The organism is Salinivibrio sp. ML290, from assembly GCF_001995695.1.
Lineage (GTDB): Bacteria > Pseudomonadota > Gammaproteobacteria > Enterobacterales > Vibrionaceae > Salinivibrio > Salinivibrio siamensis.
Genome location: NZ_MUEY01000016.1, coordinates 14,732 through 33,725 on the forward strand (window position 1 = coordinate 14,732; position 18,994 = coordinate 33,725).

The 18,994-nt window shown below is 50.3% G+C and carries 20 protein-coding genes; 8 read left to right on the top strand and 12 right to left on the bottom strand.

Annotated features, from left to right (window positions below; translation table 11 throughout):
* Positions 1-67 precede the first annotated feature (67 nt).
* Positions 68-1,528: a TrkH family potassium uptake protein gene (locus BZG23_RS13385; RefSeq protein WP_077607229.1), complete on the top strand. Its 1,461-nt coding sequence runs from the start codon at positions 68-70 to the stop codon at positions 1,526-1,528.
* Here BZG23_RS13385 and BZG23_RS13390 read toward each other — a convergent pair whose 3' ends face one another.
* The 3 genes from BZG23_RS13390 to BZG23_RS13400 form a co-directional block, all read right to left on the bottom strand.
* Positions 1,529-3,196, bottom strand: a complete 1,668-nt coding sequence (locus BZG23_RS13390) for a pyridoxal phosphate-dependent decarboxylase family protein (protein ID WP_077607230.1) — start codon at positions 3,194-3,196, stop codon at positions 1,529-1,531.
* Positions 3,197-3,294: 98 nt separating this feature from the next.
* Positions 3,295-5,205 carry a methyl-accepting chemotaxis protein gene (locus BZG23_RS13395; protein ID WP_077607231.1) on the bottom strand — a complete coding sequence of 637 codons (1,911 nt, stop codon included), beginning with the start codon at positions 5,203-5,205 and terminating at the stop codon, positions 3,295-3,297.
* A gap of 504 nt (positions 5,206-5,709) precedes the next feature.
* A complete protein-coding gene (locus tag BZG23_RS13400; RefSeq protein WP_046075920.1) occupies positions 5,710-5,943 on the bottom strand; it encodes a DUF3283 family protein in 234 nt (77 codons plus the stop codon).
* Positions 5,944-6,092: 149 nt separating this feature from the next.
* Here BZG23_RS13400 and BZG23_RS13405 point away from each other — a divergent pair, with 149 nt between their 5' ends.
* Positions 6,093-6,470 (top strand): hypothetical protein, encoded by a 378-nt coding sequence (locus BZG23_RS13405; RefSeq protein WP_046076095.1) that lies wholly within the window; start codon positions 6,093-6,095, stop codon positions 6,468-6,470.
* On the opposite strand, the gene BZG23_RS13410 is transcribed toward BZG23_RS13405, so the two are convergent.
* The 4 genes from BZG23_RS13410 to pdsR all read right to left on the bottom strand — a co-directional run bounded on the left by BZG23_RS13410 (position 6,438) and on the right by pdsR (position 10,432).
* The gene (locus BZG23_RS13410) at positions 6,438-6,644 is read right to left on the bottom strand and encodes a DUF1289 domain-containing protein (RefSeq protein ID WP_046075919.1); all 207 of its coding nucleotides are present in this window, start codon (positions 6,642-6,644) and stop codon (positions 6,438-6,440) included. The genes BZG23_RS13405 and BZG23_RS13410 overlap by 33 nt on opposite strands.
* An 87-nt stretch (positions 6,645-6,731) precedes the next feature.
* Positions 6,732-7,400: a glutathione S-transferase family protein gene (locus BZG23_RS13415; RefSeq protein WP_077607232.1), complete on the bottom strand. Its 669-nt coding sequence runs from the start codon at positions 7,398-7,400 to the stop codon at positions 6,732-6,734.
* Positions 7,401-7,511: 111 nt separating this feature from the next.
* Complete coding sequence (pdsS, locus tag BZG23_RS13420; RefSeq protein ID WP_077607233.1) at positions 7,512-9,737, bottom strand: proteobacterial dedicated sortase system histidine kinase; 2,226 nt, start codon at positions 9,735-9,737, stop codon at positions 7,512-7,514.
* Positions 9,734-10,432, bottom strand: a complete 699-nt coding sequence (pdsR, locus tag BZG23_RS13425) for a proteobacterial dedicated sortase system response regulator (RefSeq protein WP_077607234.1) — start codon at positions 10,430-10,432, stop codon at positions 9,734-9,736. The genes pdsS and pdsR overlap by 4 nt, the downstream gene beginning before the upstream one ends.
* A 201-nt stretch (positions 10,433-10,633) precedes the next feature.
* Here pdsR and pdsO point away from each other — a divergent pair, with 201 nt between their 5' ends.
* Together pdsO and BZG23_RS13435 are read left to right on the top strand one after the other, a co-directional pair.
* The gene (pdsO, locus tag BZG23_RS13430; RefSeq protein WP_052708148.1) at positions 10,634-11,350 is read left to right on the top strand and encodes a sortase-associated OmpA-like protein PdsO; all 717 of its coding nucleotides are present in this window, start codon (positions 10,634-10,636) and stop codon (positions 11,348-11,350) included.
* A 102-nt stretch (positions 11,351-11,452) separates the two neighbouring features.
* Entirely contained in the window at positions 11,453-11,881 is a 429-nt protein-coding gene (locus BZG23_RS13435; RefSeq protein WP_077607235.1) for a GNAT family N-acetyltransferase, read from the top strand.
* Positions 11,882-11,891: 10 nt separating this feature from the next.
* Here the strand turns inward: BZG23_RS13435 and BZG23_RS13440 are convergent, their stop codons facing one another.
* The 3 genes from BZG23_RS13440 to BZG23_RS13450 all read right to left on the bottom strand — a co-directional run bounded on the left by BZG23_RS13440 (position 11,892) and on the right by BZG23_RS13450 (position 14,117).
* Positions 11,892-12,416, bottom strand: coding sequence for a methylated-DNA--[protein]-cysteine S-methyltransferase (locus BZG23_RS13440; RefSeq protein ID WP_046075915.1), 525 nt, complete (start codon positions 12,414-12,416; stop codon positions 11,892-11,894).
* A 41-nt stretch (positions 12,417-12,457) separates the two neighbouring features.
* A complete protein-coding gene (locus BZG23_RS13445; protein WP_077607236.1) occupies positions 12,458-12,889 on the bottom strand; it encodes a DUF3010 family protein in 432 nt (143 codons plus the stop codon).
* Positions 12,890-12,965: 76 nt separating this feature from the next.
* On the bottom strand, positions 12,966-14,117 hold the full coding sequence (locus BZG23_RS13450; protein ID WP_077607237.1) for an HD-GYP domain-containing protein: 1,152 nt from the start codon (positions 14,115-14,117) through the stop codon (positions 12,966-12,968).
* A gap of 176 nt (positions 14,118-14,293) precedes the next feature.
* Between BZG23_RS13450 and BZG23_RS13455 the strand changes: the two genes are divergently transcribed.
* Together BZG23_RS13455 and BZG23_RS13460 are read left to right on the top strand one after the other, a co-directional pair.
* The gene (locus BZG23_RS13455) at positions 14,294-14,833 is read left to right on the top strand and encodes an NUDIX hydrolase (RefSeq protein ID WP_077607238.1); all 540 of its coding nucleotides are present in this window, start codon (positions 14,294-14,296) and stop codon (positions 14,831-14,833) included.
* A gap of 14 nt (positions 14,834-14,847) precedes the next feature.
* Positions 14,848-15,075 (top strand): DUF3820 family protein, encoded by a 228-nt coding sequence (locus tag BZG23_RS13460; protein WP_046075911.1) that lies wholly within the window; start codon positions 14,848-14,850, stop codon positions 15,073-15,075.
* Here BZG23_RS13460 and BZG23_RS13465 read toward each other — a convergent pair.
* Positions 15,072-15,590, bottom strand: a complete 519-nt coding sequence (locus tag BZG23_RS13465; protein WP_077607239.1) for a hypothetical protein — start codon at positions 15,588-15,590, stop codon at positions 15,072-15,074. The genes BZG23_RS13460 and BZG23_RS13465 overlap by 4 nt on opposite strands.
* 208 nt (positions 15,591-15,798) lie before the next feature.
* Here BZG23_RS13465 and BZG23_RS13470 point away from each other — a divergent pair, with 208 nt between their 5' ends.
* On the top strand, positions 15,799-17,496 hold the full coding sequence (locus tag BZG23_RS13470) for an SgrR family transcriptional regulator (RefSeq protein ID WP_077607240.1): 1,698 nt from the start codon (positions 15,799-15,801) through the stop codon (positions 17,494-17,496).
* On the opposite strand, the gene BZG23_RS13475 is transcribed toward BZG23_RS13470, so the two are convergent.
* The gene (locus BZG23_RS13475) at positions 17,493-18,146 is read right to left on the bottom strand and encodes a hypothetical protein (protein ID WP_046075909.1); all 654 of its coding nucleotides are present in this window, start codon (positions 18,144-18,146) and stop codon (positions 17,493-17,495) included. The genes BZG23_RS13470 and BZG23_RS13475 overlap by 4 nt on opposite strands.
* A gap of 418 nt (positions 18,147-18,564) precedes the next feature.
* Here BZG23_RS13475 and BZG23_RS13480 point away from each other — a divergent pair, with 418 nt between their 5' ends.
* Positions 18,565-18,993, top strand: a complete 429-nt coding sequence (locus BZG23_RS13480; protein ID WP_077607241.1) for a hypothetical protein — start codon at positions 18,565-18,567, stop codon at positions 18,991-18,993.
* The last annotated feature ends 1 nt before the right edge of the window (position 18,994 follow it).

Below are 18,994 nucleotides of genomic sequence, written 5' to 3' on the forward strand. Positions count from 1 at the left end.
TTGTCGCTACGCGTGGTGGCGATGGATCGATAAACCACGAGCGTGTTAATGATGAGTTGCCTCTGTCATGATTAACTTTAAAAATACCCTGCGTCTTCTGGGCATGCCTATTTTATGGATGGGTGTTGTCCAATTTGTTTTTGGACTTTTATCGCTTTTTATTTTCCGCGATGGTGTCTCAACCGATTTCTTTTACCCTTCCTTGCTAATGATGATTTCATCATTGGTCATCTCGTGGCTTTTTCGGCAAAGCAAACTCAATCAGGTTACTTTTCGCGATGCTCTACTATTTTCGACGCTGACCTGGATACTGGTGGGGTTGCTTGGCGGTATTCCGATCGAGTTGGTCACTGGGGTCAATTTTACCGATGCCACCTTTGAGTCGATCAGTGCCTTGAGTACGGCGGGTGCCACCATTTTGAGTGGCCTGGACAATATGCCTGCTTCGTTCTTGCTCTACCGCCAGTTTTTACAATGGATGGGGGGCCTTGGCGTGGTGATCTTCGTGGTTGCGGTATTGCCGATGCTCAATGTGGGTGGCATGCGGCTATTAAAAGCGGAAACACCTGGACCAATCAAAGACGAAAAACTCTCCCCCCGCATTTCAAAAACAGCCCACTATTTGTGGGGGGTATATGTGGTGATCACCATCGCATGTGCGCTGGCCTATTATATGGCCGGGATGAGCGCGTACGATGCGATCGCACATAGCTTTTCTACCGTCTCAACGGGGGGATTCTCCACCCACGATGCCAGCATGTGGCACTTTCAAAGCCATCTTATCTTAATGATTTCTAATATTTTTATGCTGTTGGGGGCGATCAACTTTGGTTTACATTTTCGCATTTTCCGTATCGGTTGGCGCGGTTTAAAGCTGTATATCGATGATGAAGAGTCACGCGTGTTTTTGATTGTAGTGGCCTGCTTATCTCTGGTACTGGGCTTTTACCTTTATGGTGAAGCCCGTTATGAATCGCTCTGGATGTCACTGAGCTTTGCAGCGTTTCATGTGGTTTCGTTCATTACCAGTACTGGGTTTGGGGCAGCGGATCTAAGCTCGTGGCCAGCGGCAACCGCCTTATTCCTGGTGTTTTGTGCCTATCTTGGCGGGTGCTCAGGCTCAACGGCGGGCGGCAATAAAATTATTCGCGATATTGTTACCTTTAAAATCATTCGTCGCCAATTGCATCAATTGGTGCACCCCTCCGCGATCATCCCCATCCGTTATCAAGATAAGGTGGTCTCGAACGATGTGACTCAAGCGGTAATGGCGTTTATGTCGCTAGCAGCGCTGACCACAGGTGTGTTTACCCTATTGATGATGATGACAGGGCTCGATTTCTGGTCTGCATTTACCGCCGTAGTCGCTTGTATCAATGTGCTTGGGCCAGGGTTTGGTGAAGTCGGGAGTAACTTCCAGCCCGTGACAGACACAGGGATCTGGATCCTAAACATTGCCATGATCCTCGGTCGTTTGGAGTACTTCACCGTGCTGGCATTGTTTATGCCGCACTTTTGGCGTTGGTAACTAAACCAATTGCTCTGCATGCTCGAGGCATAGTGAAGCCACAAACTCATCAATGTGTATGTAGCGCGTGTAAGGGTTTAAAAATACCGCTTTTTCACCAGGAATAAATAGGCATTGGCCATTGGGATCAAACTCCGTGTGTGCAATGGACTCGACCCAGTTGGTTTGCAGCGTTTTACCTTGCCGCTCGAGAAAGTGCTGACGGTGAAACAGGCTATGTTGGGTAATGCTGTCAATGCGCGCCCCGACTTGATGCAAGGTTTGTTCTTGTTGGAACATGACATTTACATCCAGTGTAGGGGAAGGTTGATAGAGACGAAACGCCACCGTAGGGCCCAAGTTATCACCAGCAACGATCTTGCAATGGGGGAGGGCGTCTAGGTGGGCTTTTAAATACTCGGCATTTTGCAGGCTGTGCGCAATCATGGTCTGATAACCACGTTTGCCCAACATATTGAGGGCGCAATAACTCCCATAGGCGCCTGCTGCACCACGCGAGCACTCTATTGTTGACTGCAAATGCGTTTGCTGCGTTTTGCTGGTTTCAAAATAAGAAAAGTAATGCGGATCTTGCTTAAGATGTTCCATGTCCGTTTTCTGTTTGAACATCACCAAGCTGGCGGTATAGGGTACAAACCCCCACTTTTGAAAATCGATAGTGATGGAGTCGGCAAAGCGTAGCCCGCGAATACGGGGTATTAATGCTTGCAGTTTATTCCGTGTCGCCACGTTGATCCCTATCGGGTTGGCGGCAAAATCATAGTCGTTGAACATCACTAATGGCCAGCCCACGGCCGCATCGACGTGAATGTGTGGCCTAACCGACGTGTTGAAACGCTCACAGGCGCGTGTTGTGATTTGATAGACGCGTTCAATGTCGTCAATGGCGAAGGTGTCTGTGGTACCAAAGGTCAGCAAGATGGTGGGCACTGGCATCTTTTCTGCTAAACAATGATTGAGCGAATAGGCAAAGTCATCCAAGTCAAGCCGGTTGTTGGCATCCACTTTAATACGCAGGACTTGGTTGGGGATATCTGTGCCCAGTAAGCCGAGGTTGGTCATATTGGAATAATGGCCAGCCAGCGAGTTAATCATGCGGAAGTCTTGTCCTTGGAACCCCCGCTGGCCTGATAGCGGGAACTGCTTTCTTAGCCCCATTAAATAGCCGTATAAGTTGCCGAACGTCCCGCCTTGGGTAAAGATCCCGGTTGCTTCGTCAGGATCATAGCCAATCAAGTTTGCGACTTGACGTACGAGTGTTTTTTCTAGTTCAACTGACATCCCCGCGTATTCGCTATACACCAAGTTGGGGTTAGCCATCGTCGCCAGTAATGCCCCATGTATCGCGGGGTCACACGGCGCCGTGATCACGTTTTCCACGGCACGGGGCGATGTCCAATCTTTGGAGTAGGTGGCGGCTTGCAGTGCCAGGTTAGGCAGTGTCTTGGCGCTAATATCACTTTGTTCGGGAACATGCGTTTGTTGGCTAAATGGATGCGCAGCGTCGGCCACCGCAGGATGCATGCCGTTCTCCAACCAATGAGCCAGTTCTGGCGTCCGATAGACGGGCCAACGGTCAGGGTCTCGATTGAAAAAGTGCTGACGAATGGTTTGGTATTGTTGTGTAAACGTCGCGGTTAAGGCGTGTGTTGGTAAGGAACAAGACATAAAAACAATCCTCCCCAATGGGGATCAGGCAGCGTCTCGCTACCTGATTCAGTGAACGTCAGCCATACTCACTCGCGTCGCGGTCTGGCCTTGGCGATTTACTGCAATTTAAAGTTATGCACCATGCGATCCAGCTCCTCATTTGAATGGGTGAGGGATTGAGTGGCCGCCGTGGTTTGATTGCCACTGTCTACCAGCTTGTTCACCATATCGCGAATCGACAGCATGTTTTTACTGAGCTCTTCAGCGACAGAGCTTTGCTGTTCAGTCGCTGTCGCAATTTGGGTGCTCACATCGTCGATTTCGGTGACAGACGAACTCATGATGGTCAAGCTGTTAGACACTTCCGAGGTTTTGTCTGCGGTGGTCTGACACTGTTCTTTGGTTTTCTCCATGGCCTCGACCACACTCGAAGTGCCATCGAGTAACGCGGTAAGCATTTCGGAAATTTCCGTGGTGCTGCTTTGTGTGCGAGCGGCTAACGCACGCACTTCATCGGCGACGACCGCAAAGCCTCGTCCTTGTTCGCCAGCGCGCGCTGCTTCAATGGCGGCATTCAATGCCAGCAAATTAGTTTGTTCAGAAATTTCGCCAATCACTGTCAGCACGTCACTAATTCGATTTGCATCTTTGTTCATGCTAGTGATCCGTCCCGACATTTCTTCCACCTCATCCACTAAGGCACTGACCGTGATCACCGCATTGTCGACCACTTTAAGTGATTGACTTGCCTCCTTACTTGCCGAGGCAGTGATACTGTTCGATTGGGAAACATTTTCTGCAATGTTTCTCGCGCTTTCGCTCATTTGAGTGATGGCAGTAACCACTTGCTCGGTTTCAGCTGAGTGAGCATCCAGTACGGACTCATTTTCGCTGGTGGTTTGTGACAGCTGGCTAATATTGGCTGAAATGGCTTGGCTGGACTCGGCGACGCTCAACATCATGCCTTGTAGATTTTCGACAAAGCGGTTGAAGCCGTCACTGATTTGCGCCAAATCATCATTGCCGTTCACCTCAAGACGAGCGGTAAGATCCCCTTCGCCACGTGACAGATCCAGAACCGCTTCTTTGAGTTTGAGTAAGGGGCGATATGAAAATTGAATAATCGCATAAATCGCGCCAAGACTGACGATGAGCAGTATCACGCCTGTTCCGACAGAATCGATTTGTGCATCGCGAACCCCGGCCAGGGCGGTTTTTTGGTCAACAAAGACCATCAGGGTCCAATACCTGTCTTCGGTTAAGTTGACCCGTTGGAAATAGCCATCAAATTGAATGCCTAAATAGGGGAAAGTAAGATGACCTTGCTCGCTACTGCGGAACATGCTTTCCATCTGTGCAAAGTTCGCGCTTACCTGCGAGGGGGTCTTGCCGATATCATTAGGATCATCACTCGCGAAAAACACGGCGTTTTGATCCGCCAGTGTAGCCGCGCCCCCTGCAAAGCGCATGTCACTGACTTGAGTGATGACATCTTCTAACGGAATATCACCGAGGAGTGCCCCGATAAACTGGCCGTTTTCAAACACAGGCGCAACGGCACTGATCACTTTTCCACCGGTGACCTTGTCCGTGTAAATGTTCGTCAAGTGAATGGCCTGGTCGGATTTAACCGTGCGATACCAATCTCGATTGCGGAAGTTATATTCGCTGGTGGTCACGCCATTGCCATTGTGGTTTGACATGTACGAATCGCCGCTTTCATAGGTCATGATGACATTAGCAATACCGGCGGTATCTGCCAGCATTCGCACTTGCGCCACATTCTCCTGACCGGTGAGATCGGTTGAGAAGTGGCCAGCACCTTGCTCTACCGCAGTGAGCTGAGACTGCACCAGCTGCTCTAACTCGATGACATGATGATCGAGTTTATTTTGAGTTTGGGTGACCAAGGCTTCAACCATTCTGTCACGCAGCGACAGTGCGTTAATTGAGCCGAGGATCACGAGTGAGAGTGTGACGAGCAGTCCTACCCCCCAAATAATACGAGATTTAAACCCTAAGGTCATAGCGATTACCCCTTACTGAGCGCGAGTTTGCCTGTCTAAAAAGTAAGGGTGCTTCCTGTGCTTGATGAGCGTGTCCTGTCCGCTTTTTTGTGCGGATTATTGTGTTGCCCACCAAGGAGTCACCCAGCCAACGTTTATTAGAAATTAGTTTATATGGCGTCTATCTGCCAAATAAGAAAGACTTCCTGATAAGAATAACAATAGGGCGAGTGTTCATTTTTTGCTAGGTGAGGGGGTGAAAAATGTATGACATTTTAGCGCGCTTTTAATGAAGGTATTGTTAGAAAAAAAAGACAGGCTTTCGGGTTTTAAACGCGCGTGTAAGATGTTTACTGACCTAAGCGCCTTATTTTAAGCATTTATCCGCAGCAAGTGAGATAAAACCAAACAGTGGCAAGGCGTTGAGACACCTGAAGGGATGGCGCGATGCGCTCGGCGATAAAAACCGTGTGGCGTACGCTGACTGACAGGTTCCAGCACCAGTGTGAGGGTGCTGGTGAAACCTTATTCGGAGGGAGGAGCCTCAGGGATGATAAAAGCGTCAGGTTGCGCACGGTATTTTTCTACACTGGCGAGATACACCTCGCGTTGCCAGTCGACTAAGGCGCTGGCTTCTTGCTGGTAAAGGCTTTGTGGGGCTTGGTTATTGACTACCTTCCATACGGCGTAGGCAGCTTGTTTATCGAGTTCAATTTTTTGTTTCTCGTCGGCAGGTAGATTCGCCAAGTTGACGTCCATAGCACATCTCTTATCTGATCAGGGCTCTCGGATCCTAACCGAGCCGCACGATTCCAGCAAGATTTACTCGCCGTTTACCCCGTRCTGACATTATAGGTAACAGGATTGCTAGGCTGGATGCTTTTAAATGATAGCCAGTGGAAACCGTGATGACCTTTAATGACCAAGACAGACAGGCTTTGTACGAAACATGGATGTCTTATAAAGCTAAAGCTCGGATTACCCAGATAGAAATGGCAAAAAAGCTTGAGATCAGTCACCTTAGCTTCTCTCGGTGCATTCATGGTGACGCCGTGCTCGATAGTCGGTTTGTGTTTGCGTTTTGCCAAGCAATGGGGGTGGAGCCGAACAAGGTCATACCGAGCTTGCGCGATCGTGAACAGGTTGATCAAGACGTGCTCGTCACCAGTAAAGTGATTGTCGATGGGGCGATTGAAGCCGTGCATTATGAAGGAAGCACGGTGATCATTGAGTACCGTAAGCCGCTTGCGCCTTCAGCCAGTGCGGCGCTTGAACGGGTTTCGTGACCGATAAGAGGGAACGGCAGAGGTAGGATCGGGCCGTTTGGGGAGTTGCGCCATAATGGATTCGCGCTCATCGTCGGTCATTTTTCCCCAGCGGACAATTTCATCAAGTGTACGTTTGCAGCCGACGCAAATATCGTCTTCACGTCGACAATGACCAATGCAAGGTGTTAACACGCGAGCTCCTCAACACGAATAAATGACAGACAGCGGGATACGCTGCCTGTCTGGTACCTAAGATCACGATTTAGTATAGCGATTTTGCTATCGCGTCACCATGCCACGCACTTGTTCGGCACGTTCGTCGTCCGTTGCCTCTTTAGGCGCGGGGGTGAGTAAGGCTTTTTGACAAGCAGGGCGCGCGGCAAGTTTATCGAGCCACGCGCTGAGTGCGTCTAATCCGCTGACATCAACGCCACTCCATTCGTGAATCCTTGCCCATGGCCAGGTCGCCATATCAGCAATGGTATAGCTATCCCCTGCCAAGTAAGGATGCTGTTGCAGTTGCTTATCCACCACTTCAAGCAGACGGCGGCCTTCTTTTTGATAGCGCTCAATGGCGGCGGGGATTTTTTCAGGAAAATAACGATAGAAGACATTGGCTTGCCCCATCATTGGCCCCACGCCCCCCATTTGAAACATCAGCCACTGAATGGCTTGTGAGCGTGCCTTGGGCTCGCAGGGTAAGAATTGCCCCGTTTTTTCTGCGAGATAGAGTAAAATCGCCCCGGACTCAAACACCGGAAAGTCGCCATTGGCTTTATCGACAATCGCGGGAATGCGACCGTTGGGGTTGATGGCTAAGAAGTCAGGCTGTTTTTGCTCATTTGCCATCAAATCAACGCTGTGTAATTGATAATCCAGCCCCATCTCTTCTAGTGCAATCGCAACTTTTTGGCCGTTGGGTGTCGCGGCAGAATAAAATTCAATCATATTGGCTCCTTGCTCGGGGCGTCACGCTATGTGTGACCCCATGAAAAGTGCGGGCCCTTATCAGTGTCGGGCACTATTAGTCAGTATTGGGGCCAATAGGGTTGAGATCAATCAGTGTGTCATTAACTGTGTATTGGGCCAAATAAGTGACAGTGTCACTCCATCTTGTTGTGGCCGGTTGTCAGCGACAAGATCGGCTTGATGAAAGTCAGCGATCAACCGTGCGATATACAGTCCTAAGCCAAGGTGCGGTTTATCCGCGCCGTGACCTTCAGGGCGGACACTGACCATAGAGTTAAACAATTGCTCGCGCATATGCTCGGGAAGCAATGGGCCGCTATTGCTGACGGTCATCGCGACCTGATGCGCATTTTGTGACAGCGATAAGGCAATGGGGGCGGCGCCGTTGTCAAACTCCACCGCATTGGCGATAAGCTTATCGAGTAATTGTGCCAGATAATCAGGGACACCTAACACGTTTACCGTGTGGTGGGGAAGGCTTAAGGTAAAGGTCTTATCTGGATAAGCGAATTGGTAGCCTTGGGTACAGCCTTCAAGTAGGGCATTGAGATCCACCATCTCTTTATCGGCGTTATCAAAGCTCTGTTCTAGGCGTGTGGCCTCGGTTAACGTCGATAAAATGCCCGCTAAGCGGTGAACACCGTCTTGCGCGCGGTTAATATAGGTCAGTTGATCGGGGTTTTCCTGGGTGTAGGCCATGTTCTCAAGCGAGGAGCGCACCACGGCAATCGGTGTGCGTAGCTCGTGGGATAACCGTGAGCTCATGGCCTCCAAGTAGTGATTATACCCGGCAATTCGGCTGACCATATCGGCCATGGTGCGTGATAGTCGACCAATTTCATCATGGCTATGTGTGGTGGTGATATGCCCGGTAACCCGGCCTTGGCTATCGATTGCATGATCGGCCTCGTGCTGGAGGCGACGTAAACGCTTAGCGATATGCGATCCAAACAAGAGCAGTAAAAGCACGCCGGTACATATAACCGCCAGCATGACTGAAAACAGGGTTTCTAACGCTTCATTACGTAAGCTGCGAATGCCATTGGTCGTCTCTTCGACGATCACCGCACCGGCGACACGGTCGTCAAGCCAGATGGGATAAGCGGCCGATAAAATCATTGCTTGATTGTCGTCTGAGCTGCGCCAGCCTGCGTAAGGCCGCCCCTGTAATGCTTGCTGTGCTTGCACCCCTTGGTAGATGGATGCTTGTTGCATGGCGTCGACAAAGTGATCGGGTGGCGTCACGAGCAAGCGGTCATACCAGGGGCGCAGTAGTGTGTCGGTTATCCAGGGGATCAACCCCTCTGGTTGGTCTGAAGGCGACTGAGGCTGCCAAACGCCATTGGAGGTTTGAATATCGCCGTCTTTGGCGAGCACGCGACTGTGTTTGTCGACTACCCAAACCCGCGAGGCGTCGTTATTCATTCGCTCAATCAAAGATTGGATAGCCGCAGAGGGCATCATAAAGCTGCCTAATGAGGTGGGAGCGCGCGTTGAAGCACTGCCAATAATGGCGTTGAGTGGCCGCTCGAAACCATTGCCGCGATCATAGTAGGCGAGAGCCAGCTGCTGGCCGACCCAATTTGCTGGGAGTTTCACCTCAATGCTGTAACCCTTGTCTGTCGGTTGCCATTTTGCAGCAATAGGTAGGGGCTGAGCCGGGCCTTCTGTCGAGGTCTTGTCAGCTAACGTGGGTAGTCCACTGGTCAGGTGACGGATGTGAGCATTATTGCTGTTACTGTCTTGGCTGAGCGCAACACGATAAAAGGCACCTTGGGGGGAAGTGAGCGCCAAGATCATGTGATCTTGGCTGGTGATATCGCCGGTACGCTGTGCTGGGGTAGGACTGGCATCGGTCACTGTGATGCCAAAGTATACGGCATCTCCATTACTCCCAGTGAGCACAGATAACGCCAATTGATCGCTGTGGTAGGGACCTTGGTTAAAAATAAGCCCATCACGCTGATAGTGGCGTTGATGGTGGCGGTCGCGCTGCCAGTCGCCTAAGTCACCGTCCAAGGTGATTAGATGATTGAGGCGAAACGCGTGCAGATCTTTTCCTGGGTCGAGTTGAGAGGGGATGTCTCGATAGGAAAACAAGCTGGGCCTGTCGTTCATCCCCATGGCGAAAGCGCGCGCGGTACCCATCAAAGTCTGTTCTTGTCCCTGTCGTAAGACGTTTTCCATCTCCCACACATATTGATAACCCAGGTAGGGCAATAGGAGCAAAAAGCTCGATAGCACCACAATCTTGGTACGGATACCCGCGATGTGTTGCCATAATTGTTGGGCAAGCAAGTGTAGCTTCGCGATCATTCGGGTGCCTCATCCCAACGGTAGCCCATGCCATAAACGGTACTGATGCAATCAAACTGTTCATCAACCACCATGAATTTTTTACGAATTCGTTTAATGTGTGAGGTAATGGTGCTGTCATCCACCACAGCATGTGCTTCATCCATGAGTGCTTGACGACTTTTAACATGCCCGGGTCGTTTGACGAGGGCGTGCACCATCCAAAATTCGGTCACGGTGAGATCAATCAGTTGGTCATGCCAATAGACCTGCATACGATCAAGATCGAGGTAAAGAGGACCACATTGGAGACGCTTATCTTCTTTTGAGGGGGTTTGTGCCAAAAGATCAGAGCGCCGGAATAATGCGGCGATACGTGCCATGAGGTGTGGGAGGGAAACATCTTTAGTGAGATAGTCATCCGCGCCCATCCGCAAACCAACCACGGTATCAATATCACTGTCGCGGGCGGTGAGGAATATAATTGGCACCGTCGCCGACACGGCGCGGAGGGATTGGCAAAGAGCAAAACCACCATCGATCTCACTGCCTAAGCCAATATCAATGATTGCTAGATCGGGCAATTGCCGCTCAAAGGCCGCTTGTGCGCTGGGCCGGTCTTGGTAGGTATGGACTTGGTAACCTTGGCGGCGGATAACATCGGCGTAGTTTTCTCGGATCGCCGCTTCATCTTCCACTATCGCGATGTGTTTCATAACTCTGTCTTCTTACTTGCGTTGTGATGACTATACCCAAACTGTGTGCAGAGAAAACCCTCTTCGTGTATGAAACGTAAATTGCCATTTTTTTGCCACTATTGATCGCCAGATTGCCATTTTTACTCCCGCAAAATGCCTTAAGTGCTTGCTGTAATAACGCCATATCAAACAGCACGATTCATCGTAAGCGAGGATAAGATGGATATTAAAAAACAACTGATTCACTCTGTATTTGCCGTTTCAATGTTCGCCGTTGCCACGCCACAAGGGATGGCCGCCAGTGAGGTTGAACGTAATAAACAACCCGAGTTGATCGGGATGGGAAGCGGCGCTATCGCGGGAGCGGTGGTGGCGGGTCCTGTCGGCGCGGTGGCAGGGGCCATTATTGGTACCGTGATGGGGCAAAATGCCAGCTATGAAAATTTGGCCACCGAGCAGGATGAAACGATTCAAACTATCCGGGATGAGAATCAATCATTGAGTCGCATCAGCCAAAAATATAATGAAGCGCAGCTTGAGCTCGCGCGGTTACGCAGTGCGCAGAATCAGGTGGAAGACCTTACGCTGGCGATGAATATTCAATTTCGCACGAGCTCGGCTGATATTGAGCCGCACTTTATGATCCAGCTTGATGAGCTCGCAGGATTTATTCAACAAATGCCAAACGCTCAATGGCAACTCGCAGGCTATGCCGATCCAAGAGGACGTCAAGGCTATAACCAAGCGCTATCGGAACGTCGTGTGCAGGCCGTAAAAGATTATCTTGTGTCCGTGGGCGTCGATCCGCGTCAGCTCAACACGGTGGCGTATGGAGACAGTCAGCCATTGGATAGCCAAGCGGGTAATGAGGGCTTTTTCTTTGACCGCCGCGTAACAGTAAGCCGTATGTCGGGGACGCAAACCGCCCAGCGTTAGTCACTAATACGTGCGAGTTTTGCGACGTGATAACTCATAAAACCTCACCGGCAGATTGAACGGCGGTCTGCGGGTGGGGAAACCCAAACAAGGAAGGCGACAATGATAAGACAAGCCACTGATAAAGATATAGAAACCATTAGCCAACTCTGTGCCCAGTGCCAGTCAGATGAGATAGACAAACGTCAGATGCACCGGCATATCAAGCATCTACTTAATCAGGACTTGGTGTCAGTGAGCGTGGCCGAGCTTTGCGGTTTGGTGGCGGGTGTGGTGGTCTGTCAAGTGATCCCACAATTAGGTTTGTCAGGCCACGTGGGTCGTATTAGTACCATTATTGTCGACGAGCCATTCCGCGATATGACGTTGGGACGTCAACTGCTTAATGCTGCCGAGCAGGCGCTGATAGCAAAAGGATGTGATCACATTGAAGTGGTCCCAAGCTACCAAAAAGACGACGCACAAAGCTTTTATATACATTGTGGTTTTCATCTGACCCCGGAACGGCTGACCAAACCGCTTGCCGCCTGAGTGGAGGAGACTAAGGCAGCGCCGGGTCTGTGCTGGTCAGCTCATTGGAGACGTAATCGGGCCACTTGCCTGTGGCCTCCCAAATCAACAAGGTGCGTTTGGCGATCAAACCACCCCCATAGCCGACCAACTGACCTTGACGGCCAATAATCCGGTGACAGGGGACAATAATCGAAATCGGATTCTTGCCATTCGCACTGCCCACGGCTTGGTTGGCTTTTGGGTTACCGATAAGATGAGAGATGGCTTGGTAACTGGCCGTTTCACCAAAGGGAATGGATTGAAGTGCCTGCCATACGCGCTGTTGAAAGGCCGTTCCCTGCGGTGCAAGTGGCACCGAGAACGTCTGTCGCGTACCCGCAAAGTACTCATCCAGTTGATGGCAGGCAAGATCGAGAATGGCGACGCTGTCTTGCGAACTGTCTTGAACAAGGTGATTAGGTGCGCGGTTAGGGAGATACAGAGCCGTTAATCCCTGGCTATTGGCCTGCAGTGTTAATGGCCCTAGCGGGGAAGAGTAGATTTTCTTGCTCATGGTACCTCCGTGTTCGACGCGTTTTTTTGTCTTTATTACTGTTATTTTTTGTCTTTATTACAATAGGCGCACGCGGCTAGAAAGGCATTTTCCTGAAATTGCTTCAAGCCTAGCTCTTTTAAGTTTACATCGATGGGATGACGTTTTAGCGTATGTTTCATCACGCTGGAGGAGAAGACTTCGGCGTCAACACCTTCGATCAGTTGTAGGGCGGCCTCCATTTTAAAGCCGGCACTACTACCCGCGAACTTCCCTTTGGTTTGGCGCTCGCGAATAATGATTTTATCCACCTGATAATCTTCGATGAGCTTGCTCATGGTACGATGGAAATGTTGAATGCTCTCTTGCGCTTCTGGCGAGGGCAGCGTGATTTTCTTGGCCCGACACTCAGGTACCGAAAACAAATCGTTGTCACTGTCGAGTAACACAACATTCGCTTCGTTAGCTTTTAAATCAACCGCGCAAACTCTCATTTTTCTCTCTCTTTCTTAAAAGGCATTGTCACTGAGGGAGGGCAGTATACGCAAAAGCCCTCGCCTCGTCACAGGATTAACGAAATGCATCGACATTGATATCAAGGGCTGTCTCGCTGGTGGCGCGGGCGATACGCAAATCATGGCGCTTAGCGAGATCAATATACTCCACTTCACGAAATCGGTGACTGCGGACTGAATAAAACAACTTGACCACAGGGCGAGTCAAGTCGTCGAGGTTTTCTTGCCATACCAAGCCAACGCGTCCATCCGCTAACTCAACGAGGGAGCCAACGGGGTAAAAGCCAATACACTGAATAAAGGCGCGCAATAAATTGGGATCCAAATGAAACGGCGTGAGTCCCATCATGATCTTAAAGGCTTCAGACGGTGACATCGCTCGTTTGTAACAACGATCCGCGGTCAGTGCATCGTAAATATCGACAATGCCACTCATGCGGCCAATGGTATGTAACGCTTCGCCTTTTAGCCCGTTTGGGTAACCAGTGCCATCCAGTTTTTCGTGATGCATTAAACTCACATCGCGAGCAATTTGTGATAAGTCAGGGATACTATCCAGTACCGGCTGAGAAAATACTTGGTGGAGTTTCATGTGGTCGAACTCTTCAGCGGTCAGTTTTCCCGGTTTATTGAGCACTTCGTCGGCCACTAGCACTTTACCAATATCATGCACTAGCCCACCGACGGCGAGCTCTTGCAAGGTCGCGTGATCAAACCCTAGATGCCTGCCAAAACTCACCAACAAAAAGGCCACGTTGAGCGAATGCTCCATCAGGTAAGCACTTTTATCACGAATGCCACTGATCCAAGCAACCGCGTGCTGACGTTCAAAAATGTTGTCGACAATGTCACTGCCCAATGCCTCAAGGGGCGCGACATCAATGGCTTTATTGGCATAAATATCATTTAACAAGCGACTCAGTTGTTGCTTCGACGAATCGATGAGCGCGCGTGCTTTGTCGATATCCGCGCTGGTTGACGCATACTTACCTTGATAGAGTGCGCCTTTGTACTGGTTTTCATTGATATCTAAGATCTGATCAGCATCTACCCAAACATAGTTAACACCACTTTGTTTTAGTTTTTGGATTGTCTCAGGACGGCGGACATAGCCAGGTTTGGTCATCCGGGTGGGTGACTGGGCTGTTTCTATTTGTTCCACGTACATCCCGAGCGTCAGCTTGTGGATACTAATTTTTTGCAGCACCTTTCCCTGCTCCTTTTACAGCGTGTCAGCAGCTTGATCACCTATCGTACCCGATCTTATCCTCTCATTTCTTTTTCAAAAACGAGACAATATCTTCTTTATGTTATTAAATTAATTCGATTACATCGATTTGTAATCATGTCACATTATCCGATTTTCCCATTCCCTAGGTGATTATGAAAATCATAGCCAAATATACGGATGGGCGGGTGCTGCCGCTGCAAAATAAATCCGTCATTAAGCGCGACGCAGCACGCGCGATTGCCTTAGATGGCGATGAGATTTTGCTGATGTATACCGCACGTTATGATGATTATTCGCTCCCCGGTGGCGGTATGGATGCGGGCGAAACCCCAGAGCAAGCCATGATCCGTGAGCTGCAAGAAGATACGGGCGCACGACAGATCCGTGATATCACCCCATTTGGCTGTTTTGAAGAGTACCGCCCTTGGTATCGAGATGGTGCGGATGTGATGCATATGTTGTCATACTGCTTCTACTGCCGCGTTGATCGAGATCTCGGTACACCGACCTTTGAGCATTATGAAATCAATAATGGTATGCGACCTGTGTGGGTGAGCCTTAATCATGCGATTGCGCATAACAAAGCAGTGATGGCGAACAGTGCCAAAGCCGGGCAATCGTTGATACGTGAAACCATGTTGCTTGAAATGATTGCAAGTCAACGTCTTGAACAGCGACATGCGACAGCCTAAAACGGGATGCATTGATGGATAAACAACAGCTTATGAAATTAGCCACAATGCCCATGCCATTCGGCAAATACGCTGGGCGCGTGTTGATTGATCTGCCAGAGGAATATCTGTTGTGGTTTCAAAACAAAGCCGAGTTTCCGAAAGGCGAGTTAGGAGAGCTAATGAAGCTGTGTCTGGCGCTCAAAGTTGAAGGGCTTGAGGAAGTGGTGCGCCCTCTCAAGAACCAGCGCCTCTCCCGCTAGCGGGCGATGACCCACAGCCTGTCATCGCCGTTCTCCTCCTGAGTGAGCGCATAGAGAAGTTGTGCTTGTGCGTTCTCATCAGGGGCGACGACATCATAAATACCACTGACCGCTTGACCGTCTAACACCGTATCGACCCGCATGGCGGCGGCGCAGGTTTCCCCGTTTTGGGTGCCGATACAGAGCGACACCGTGGCGTCAGCGATTTCAACACCATCTTCAAGCGCAAGCTGGGCAAAGTAAGCGAGCATATTGGCACGATCTGACTCTGGCCACTGTTGCGCCTGAAGCTTGGCATACTGAATCATCAGTGGGTGATTGTCGACCCAATAGAGAGTGAGTGGCTGATGAGTTGGTGCGTCAGGTTTGTCAAAAGGGTGTGGGGGATGAGCAGTGGCATGATAGATATCAAAACCCGCAAGGCTTTCCTTGGTTGGGAATTGCGCTTTTTTTACGTGGCAAGCCATCCAGCGTTGTTTGATATCAAAATGGGAAATAATAGCCGACGCGATCATAAACACCCTACTCATTATCGACAAAGAGAGGCATCATAACTGAGTCAGACGGAATAACAAACGTCTGCTCGTGAAAGCCGGTGATTATTGCCTGCCAGAGATCACAGCCTGAGTTCGTGTGATCAAGATATGAGCAGACGCTATGCCTTGTTCTGCGTAAAATAGGAAATACTTCCACTGGTTTTTGTGATTGTTGGGTTCCTCTTTTATGTCAGGTCAGCGACTTCGTGCTCAGTTCTCCCGCCTTTATCATCATTTCAATGGCGAAAACACCGATACAACGCTACAAGCTGTGGCGGATATTTTGGTCTGTACGCGGCGTAATGCGCGAATGGTGCTCAGTAAGTTAGAAGAGCAAGGATGGTTAACGTGGCAGCCTTCCGTGGGGCGGGGCAAGCTCTCTCGTTTAGCGTTTTTACGAAGTGAAATGGCACTGCGAGAAGAGCAGGCAGCACATTGGTTGGCGCAAGGGAAAATGGATCACGCGTTAGCGTGCCTTGATCATGACTCGACCAAACTCGCTGCCTTAATCCAAAAACAAATGGGGCCGAGTACGCAAAACGGGCGGCAAATTGTTCGCCTGCCCTATTACCGTCAGCTTGAGACGCTGGATCCGCGCGAACCTTTGCGTCGCTCAGAGCAGCACTTGGTCGGTCAAATTTTTAATGGTTTGGTGCGTTATCGTGGTAATGAACGTACTGTGACATCGGATTTAGCCCATCATTGGGAAGCGTTGTCGCCGACACATTGGCGATTTTACCTTCGTCCTGGTGTCCGCTTCCATGATGGTCAGCCAATGCGCGAGCAGGATGTGATAGCGAGCCTATCGGCGCTTTCTACGCGGCGTTTTTTTGCTCATCTTTCGCGTGTTGACTCGCCGGGCCCGCGAATGATTGATGTACATCTTTCGTCTCCCGACTCAAGGTTTGATCATGCGCTCACCTTGCCAGAAGCGGTCATTCGTCCTGCTGAGCGCCATCCAAGTCAATCCCTTGGTTATCAACCGATTGGGACAGGTCCTTATCGCGTGGCAGAGAAACAGCCACACCGTTTAGTGCTCGAGGCATTTGATGATTATTTTGGTTATCGTGCCCTGACCGATGAAATCCAGATTATGGTGTTTGATGAGGCCGCAATGTGCTATCTCACTCCCAGCACCTCACTGACGCCGGAGAGATTAGCAAGCCATCAAACCACGCTGAGTCAAAAGTTAGAAATGGATCAGGGGGCTGGTTACCTGTTGTTGAATTGTCGCGATGGATTAGCGAAGCAACCCGCATGGCGTGAATACCTGCATGCAAAGCTGTCATCGCTGCAATTACTGCCACGCTTGGCGCATTGTGGAATGGGTGAGTACCGATTGTTCAATGCGTATGGACTGATGCCAGGTTGGATGCATCATGGTCTTTCGTCCATGTCGCCAGTTGCTCCGTCACCAACGTCACTGACCGTGGCGTATTTATCCGATCATCCTTTATACCCGCTTATCGCCAAGGCAATACACGCGCACTTACTTGAGGATGGTATTCAAGTGAAAACCTTGGCATTGTCATCCGCCGACTACTTTAGTGGTCAATATGGCCGCAAAATCGACATCTGGTTAGGGGCGATGAGCTTTGGTGAACGCGGGCAGGCGGGGTTATTTAACTGGCTAGGGACGCATGATCTGGTATTGAGTGCCTGCACAGATACCATGCTCGAGTCCATTGAGCGTCATACTCAGCGCTGGCGAGAGACACAAGACGATAGCTGTGCTGAGCACTTAGCCCGTCGCCTGGTTGAGCATCAAATGGTGCCCTTGTTTCATATTTGGATGGGTGTCATGGCGACGCCAGATCTCCAAGATGTGGCATCGAATGCGGTGGGATGGTTTGATTTCAAAGCCGTGTGGCACAAACCACATTAAAGACTGCTATTATCCTCTTCAACACCGAGCGGAAAGGTGGCGGTGAGCAAAAGGTATTTGTGCAGGGGTAAGCCATCTTTTTTGCGAAACAAAGGGTGAAAGATACGATATCGCCCCTCGGTTAAACCCAAGGGCGCGATGGTCTCAGCCAGGCTCGACGTTGCGCTGGTCAAGCGTATTCCTTGCGCGCGATAGGCGTCTGCGTGGATAGGTTGGTGTCCCAACCACCAAGAAGGAACAGCCTTACTGGCGTTGGTGCGATCAATCCAGTGGTCACTGACCACAATGACACGCCCAGGCTCGGCAGGGTTTGTGATGCCATGATTCAGTAGCCAAGCAACGTCACGCACCAAGGCATCACGACAGGCGTTATTACCACTGAGTAGGCGATGGGCTAGTATGTATATCGCGCTGCCGTCAAGTTGTAGCTGATAGACGGTTTGGCTATGTGGTCGGGTATCGTCGAGCAAATTAAACGTTGCGGGTTTATCATGCGCTTCGAGAACCCGCATGAGTCGACGTGCGAGTGCTTTGCCCATGTGGGGATCACGCATTCCCCGATTGTGGACTGTGGGATAGTGATGCTCGCACAATTTGACACAATCTTGCTGAAACTGGCGCAGTGCCAGCGAGACCAGATCATCTAACAAAAACCCGTTACTCCTACCAAAAACGTCTTGAAAGCGGATGCTGCCTTGTCACGCATACTCGTAAAGGCGCACAGACTAAAGTATGCAGTATATCACTTAAATCGCCCAATAAATCAGGGAGAAACGCTACTTTGTGCGCACTTTCTCATCGATGGGCGGGGCGAGCGGCGATCGTTGTCATGTTGTGACCGATTAAAGCGGCATGGTTTGTACGCTTTGTACCTTTCCGTATTGGCAGATTATTGCCTCTTTCTGTGGGTGCTTGGTGATGCGTTCACCTCGTAACGCGAGTGATCACCGTATTCTTGCCTTGCCTGCCTAGCTCAGAGGGAAACCTAGCCCCGTTTTATGGCTTTATAACCTTGGCACTAAAATTGCTTTAATCCATGTGCTTATCACAGTAATACAACGGAATACCATGAATTTTAACCTTTGGCTTCGTGCGGCAGTCTTTTTGGCTGTTGCCTCATTTCCCGTTTCTTCTTACGCGGCTGATGGCCTTGCTGCGGGGGTTTTCCTTGGTTCGCCAATGTCTGGTGTGACCTTGAAGCAAAACCAATTTAAAATTCAAGCTGGCATCGATAAGGTGGGAGTGGCCGTCGATGGAACTTGGAATTTGGGTGAATGGCTCGGGCGGATGGAATATGCGCCTATGTATGTCTATGCCGGAGGTCAGTGGGTAGATGATTCAACGCATCAGTGGGGACCACGTGCCGGGCTCGGTGTGACTCTTCCGGTGGGTACGGGTGATGTGGAACTATTTGCAGAAGCGGGCACCACTTGGTATTGGGAGGAGAAAGGCGATATTGAGTTTGAAGGCGCTGCTGGAGCACGAGTTTATTTCTAAC

Bases quoted from the DNA above. Each gene is read 5' to 3' on its own strand.
- BZG23_RS13385 (WP_077607229.1), top strand. From the start codon at position 68: ATGATTAACTTTAAAAATACCCTGCGTCTTCTGGGCATGCCTATTTTA.
- BZG23_RS13390 (WP_077607230.1), bottom strand. From the start codon at position 3,196: ATGTCTTGTTCCTTACCAACACACGCCTTAACCGCGACGTTTACACAA.
- BZG23_RS13395 (WP_077607231.1), bottom strand. From the start codon at position 5,205: ATGACCTTAGGGTTTAAATCTCGTATTATTTGGGGGGTAGGACTGCTC.
- BZG23_RS13400 (WP_046075920.1), bottom strand. From the start codon at position 5,943: ATGGACGTCAACTTGGCGAATCTACCTGCCGACGAGAAACAAAAAATT.
- BZG23_RS13405 (WP_046076095.1), top strand. From the start codon at position 6,093: ATGACCTTTAATGACCAAGACAGACAGGCTTTGTACGAAACATGGATG.
- BZG23_RS13415 (WP_077607232.1), bottom strand. From the start codon at position 7,400: ATGATTGAATTTTATTCTGCCGCGACACCCAACGGCCAAAAAGTTGCG.
- pdsS (WP_077607233.1), bottom strand. From the start codon at position 9,737: ATGATCGCGAAGCTACACTTGCTTGCCCAACAATTATGGCAACACATC.
- pdsR (WP_077607234.1), bottom strand. From the start codon at position 10,432: ATGAAACACATCGCGATAGTGGAAGATGAAGCGGCGATCCGAGAAAAC.
- pdsO (WP_052708148.1), top strand. From the start codon at position 10,634: ATGGATATTAAAAAACAACTGATTCACTCTGTATTTGCCGTTTCAATG.
- BZG23_RS13435 (WP_077607235.1), top strand. From the start codon at position 11,453: ATGATAAGACAAGCCACTGATAAAGATATAGAAACCATTAGCCAACTC.
- BZG23_RS13440 (WP_046075915.1), bottom strand. From the start codon at position 12,416: ATGAGCAAGAAAATCTACTCTTCCCCGCTAGGGCCATTAACACTGCAG.
- BZG23_RS13445 (WP_077607236.1), bottom strand. From the start codon at position 12,889: ATGAGAGTTTGCGCGGTTGATTTAAAAGCTAACGAAGCGAATGTTGTG.
- BZG23_RS13455 (WP_077607238.1), top strand. From the start codon at position 14,294: ATGAAAATCATAGCCAAATATACGGATGGGCGGGTGCTGCCGCTGCAA.
- BZG23_RS13460 (WP_046075911.1), top strand. From the start codon at position 14,848: ATGGATAAACAACAGCTTATGAAATTAGCCACAATGCCCATGCCATTC.
- BZG23_RS13465 (WP_077607239.1), bottom strand. From the start codon at position 15,590: ATGATCGCGTCGGCTATTATTTCCCATTTTGATATCAAACAACGCTGG.
- BZG23_RS13470 (WP_077607240.1), top strand. From the start codon at position 15,799: ATGTCAGGTCAGCGACTTCGTGCTCAGTTCTCCCGCCTTTATCATCAT.
- BZG23_RS13480 (WP_077607241.1), top strand. From the start codon at position 18,565: ATGAATTTTAACCTTTGGCTTCGTGCGGCAGTCTTTTTGGCTGTTGCC.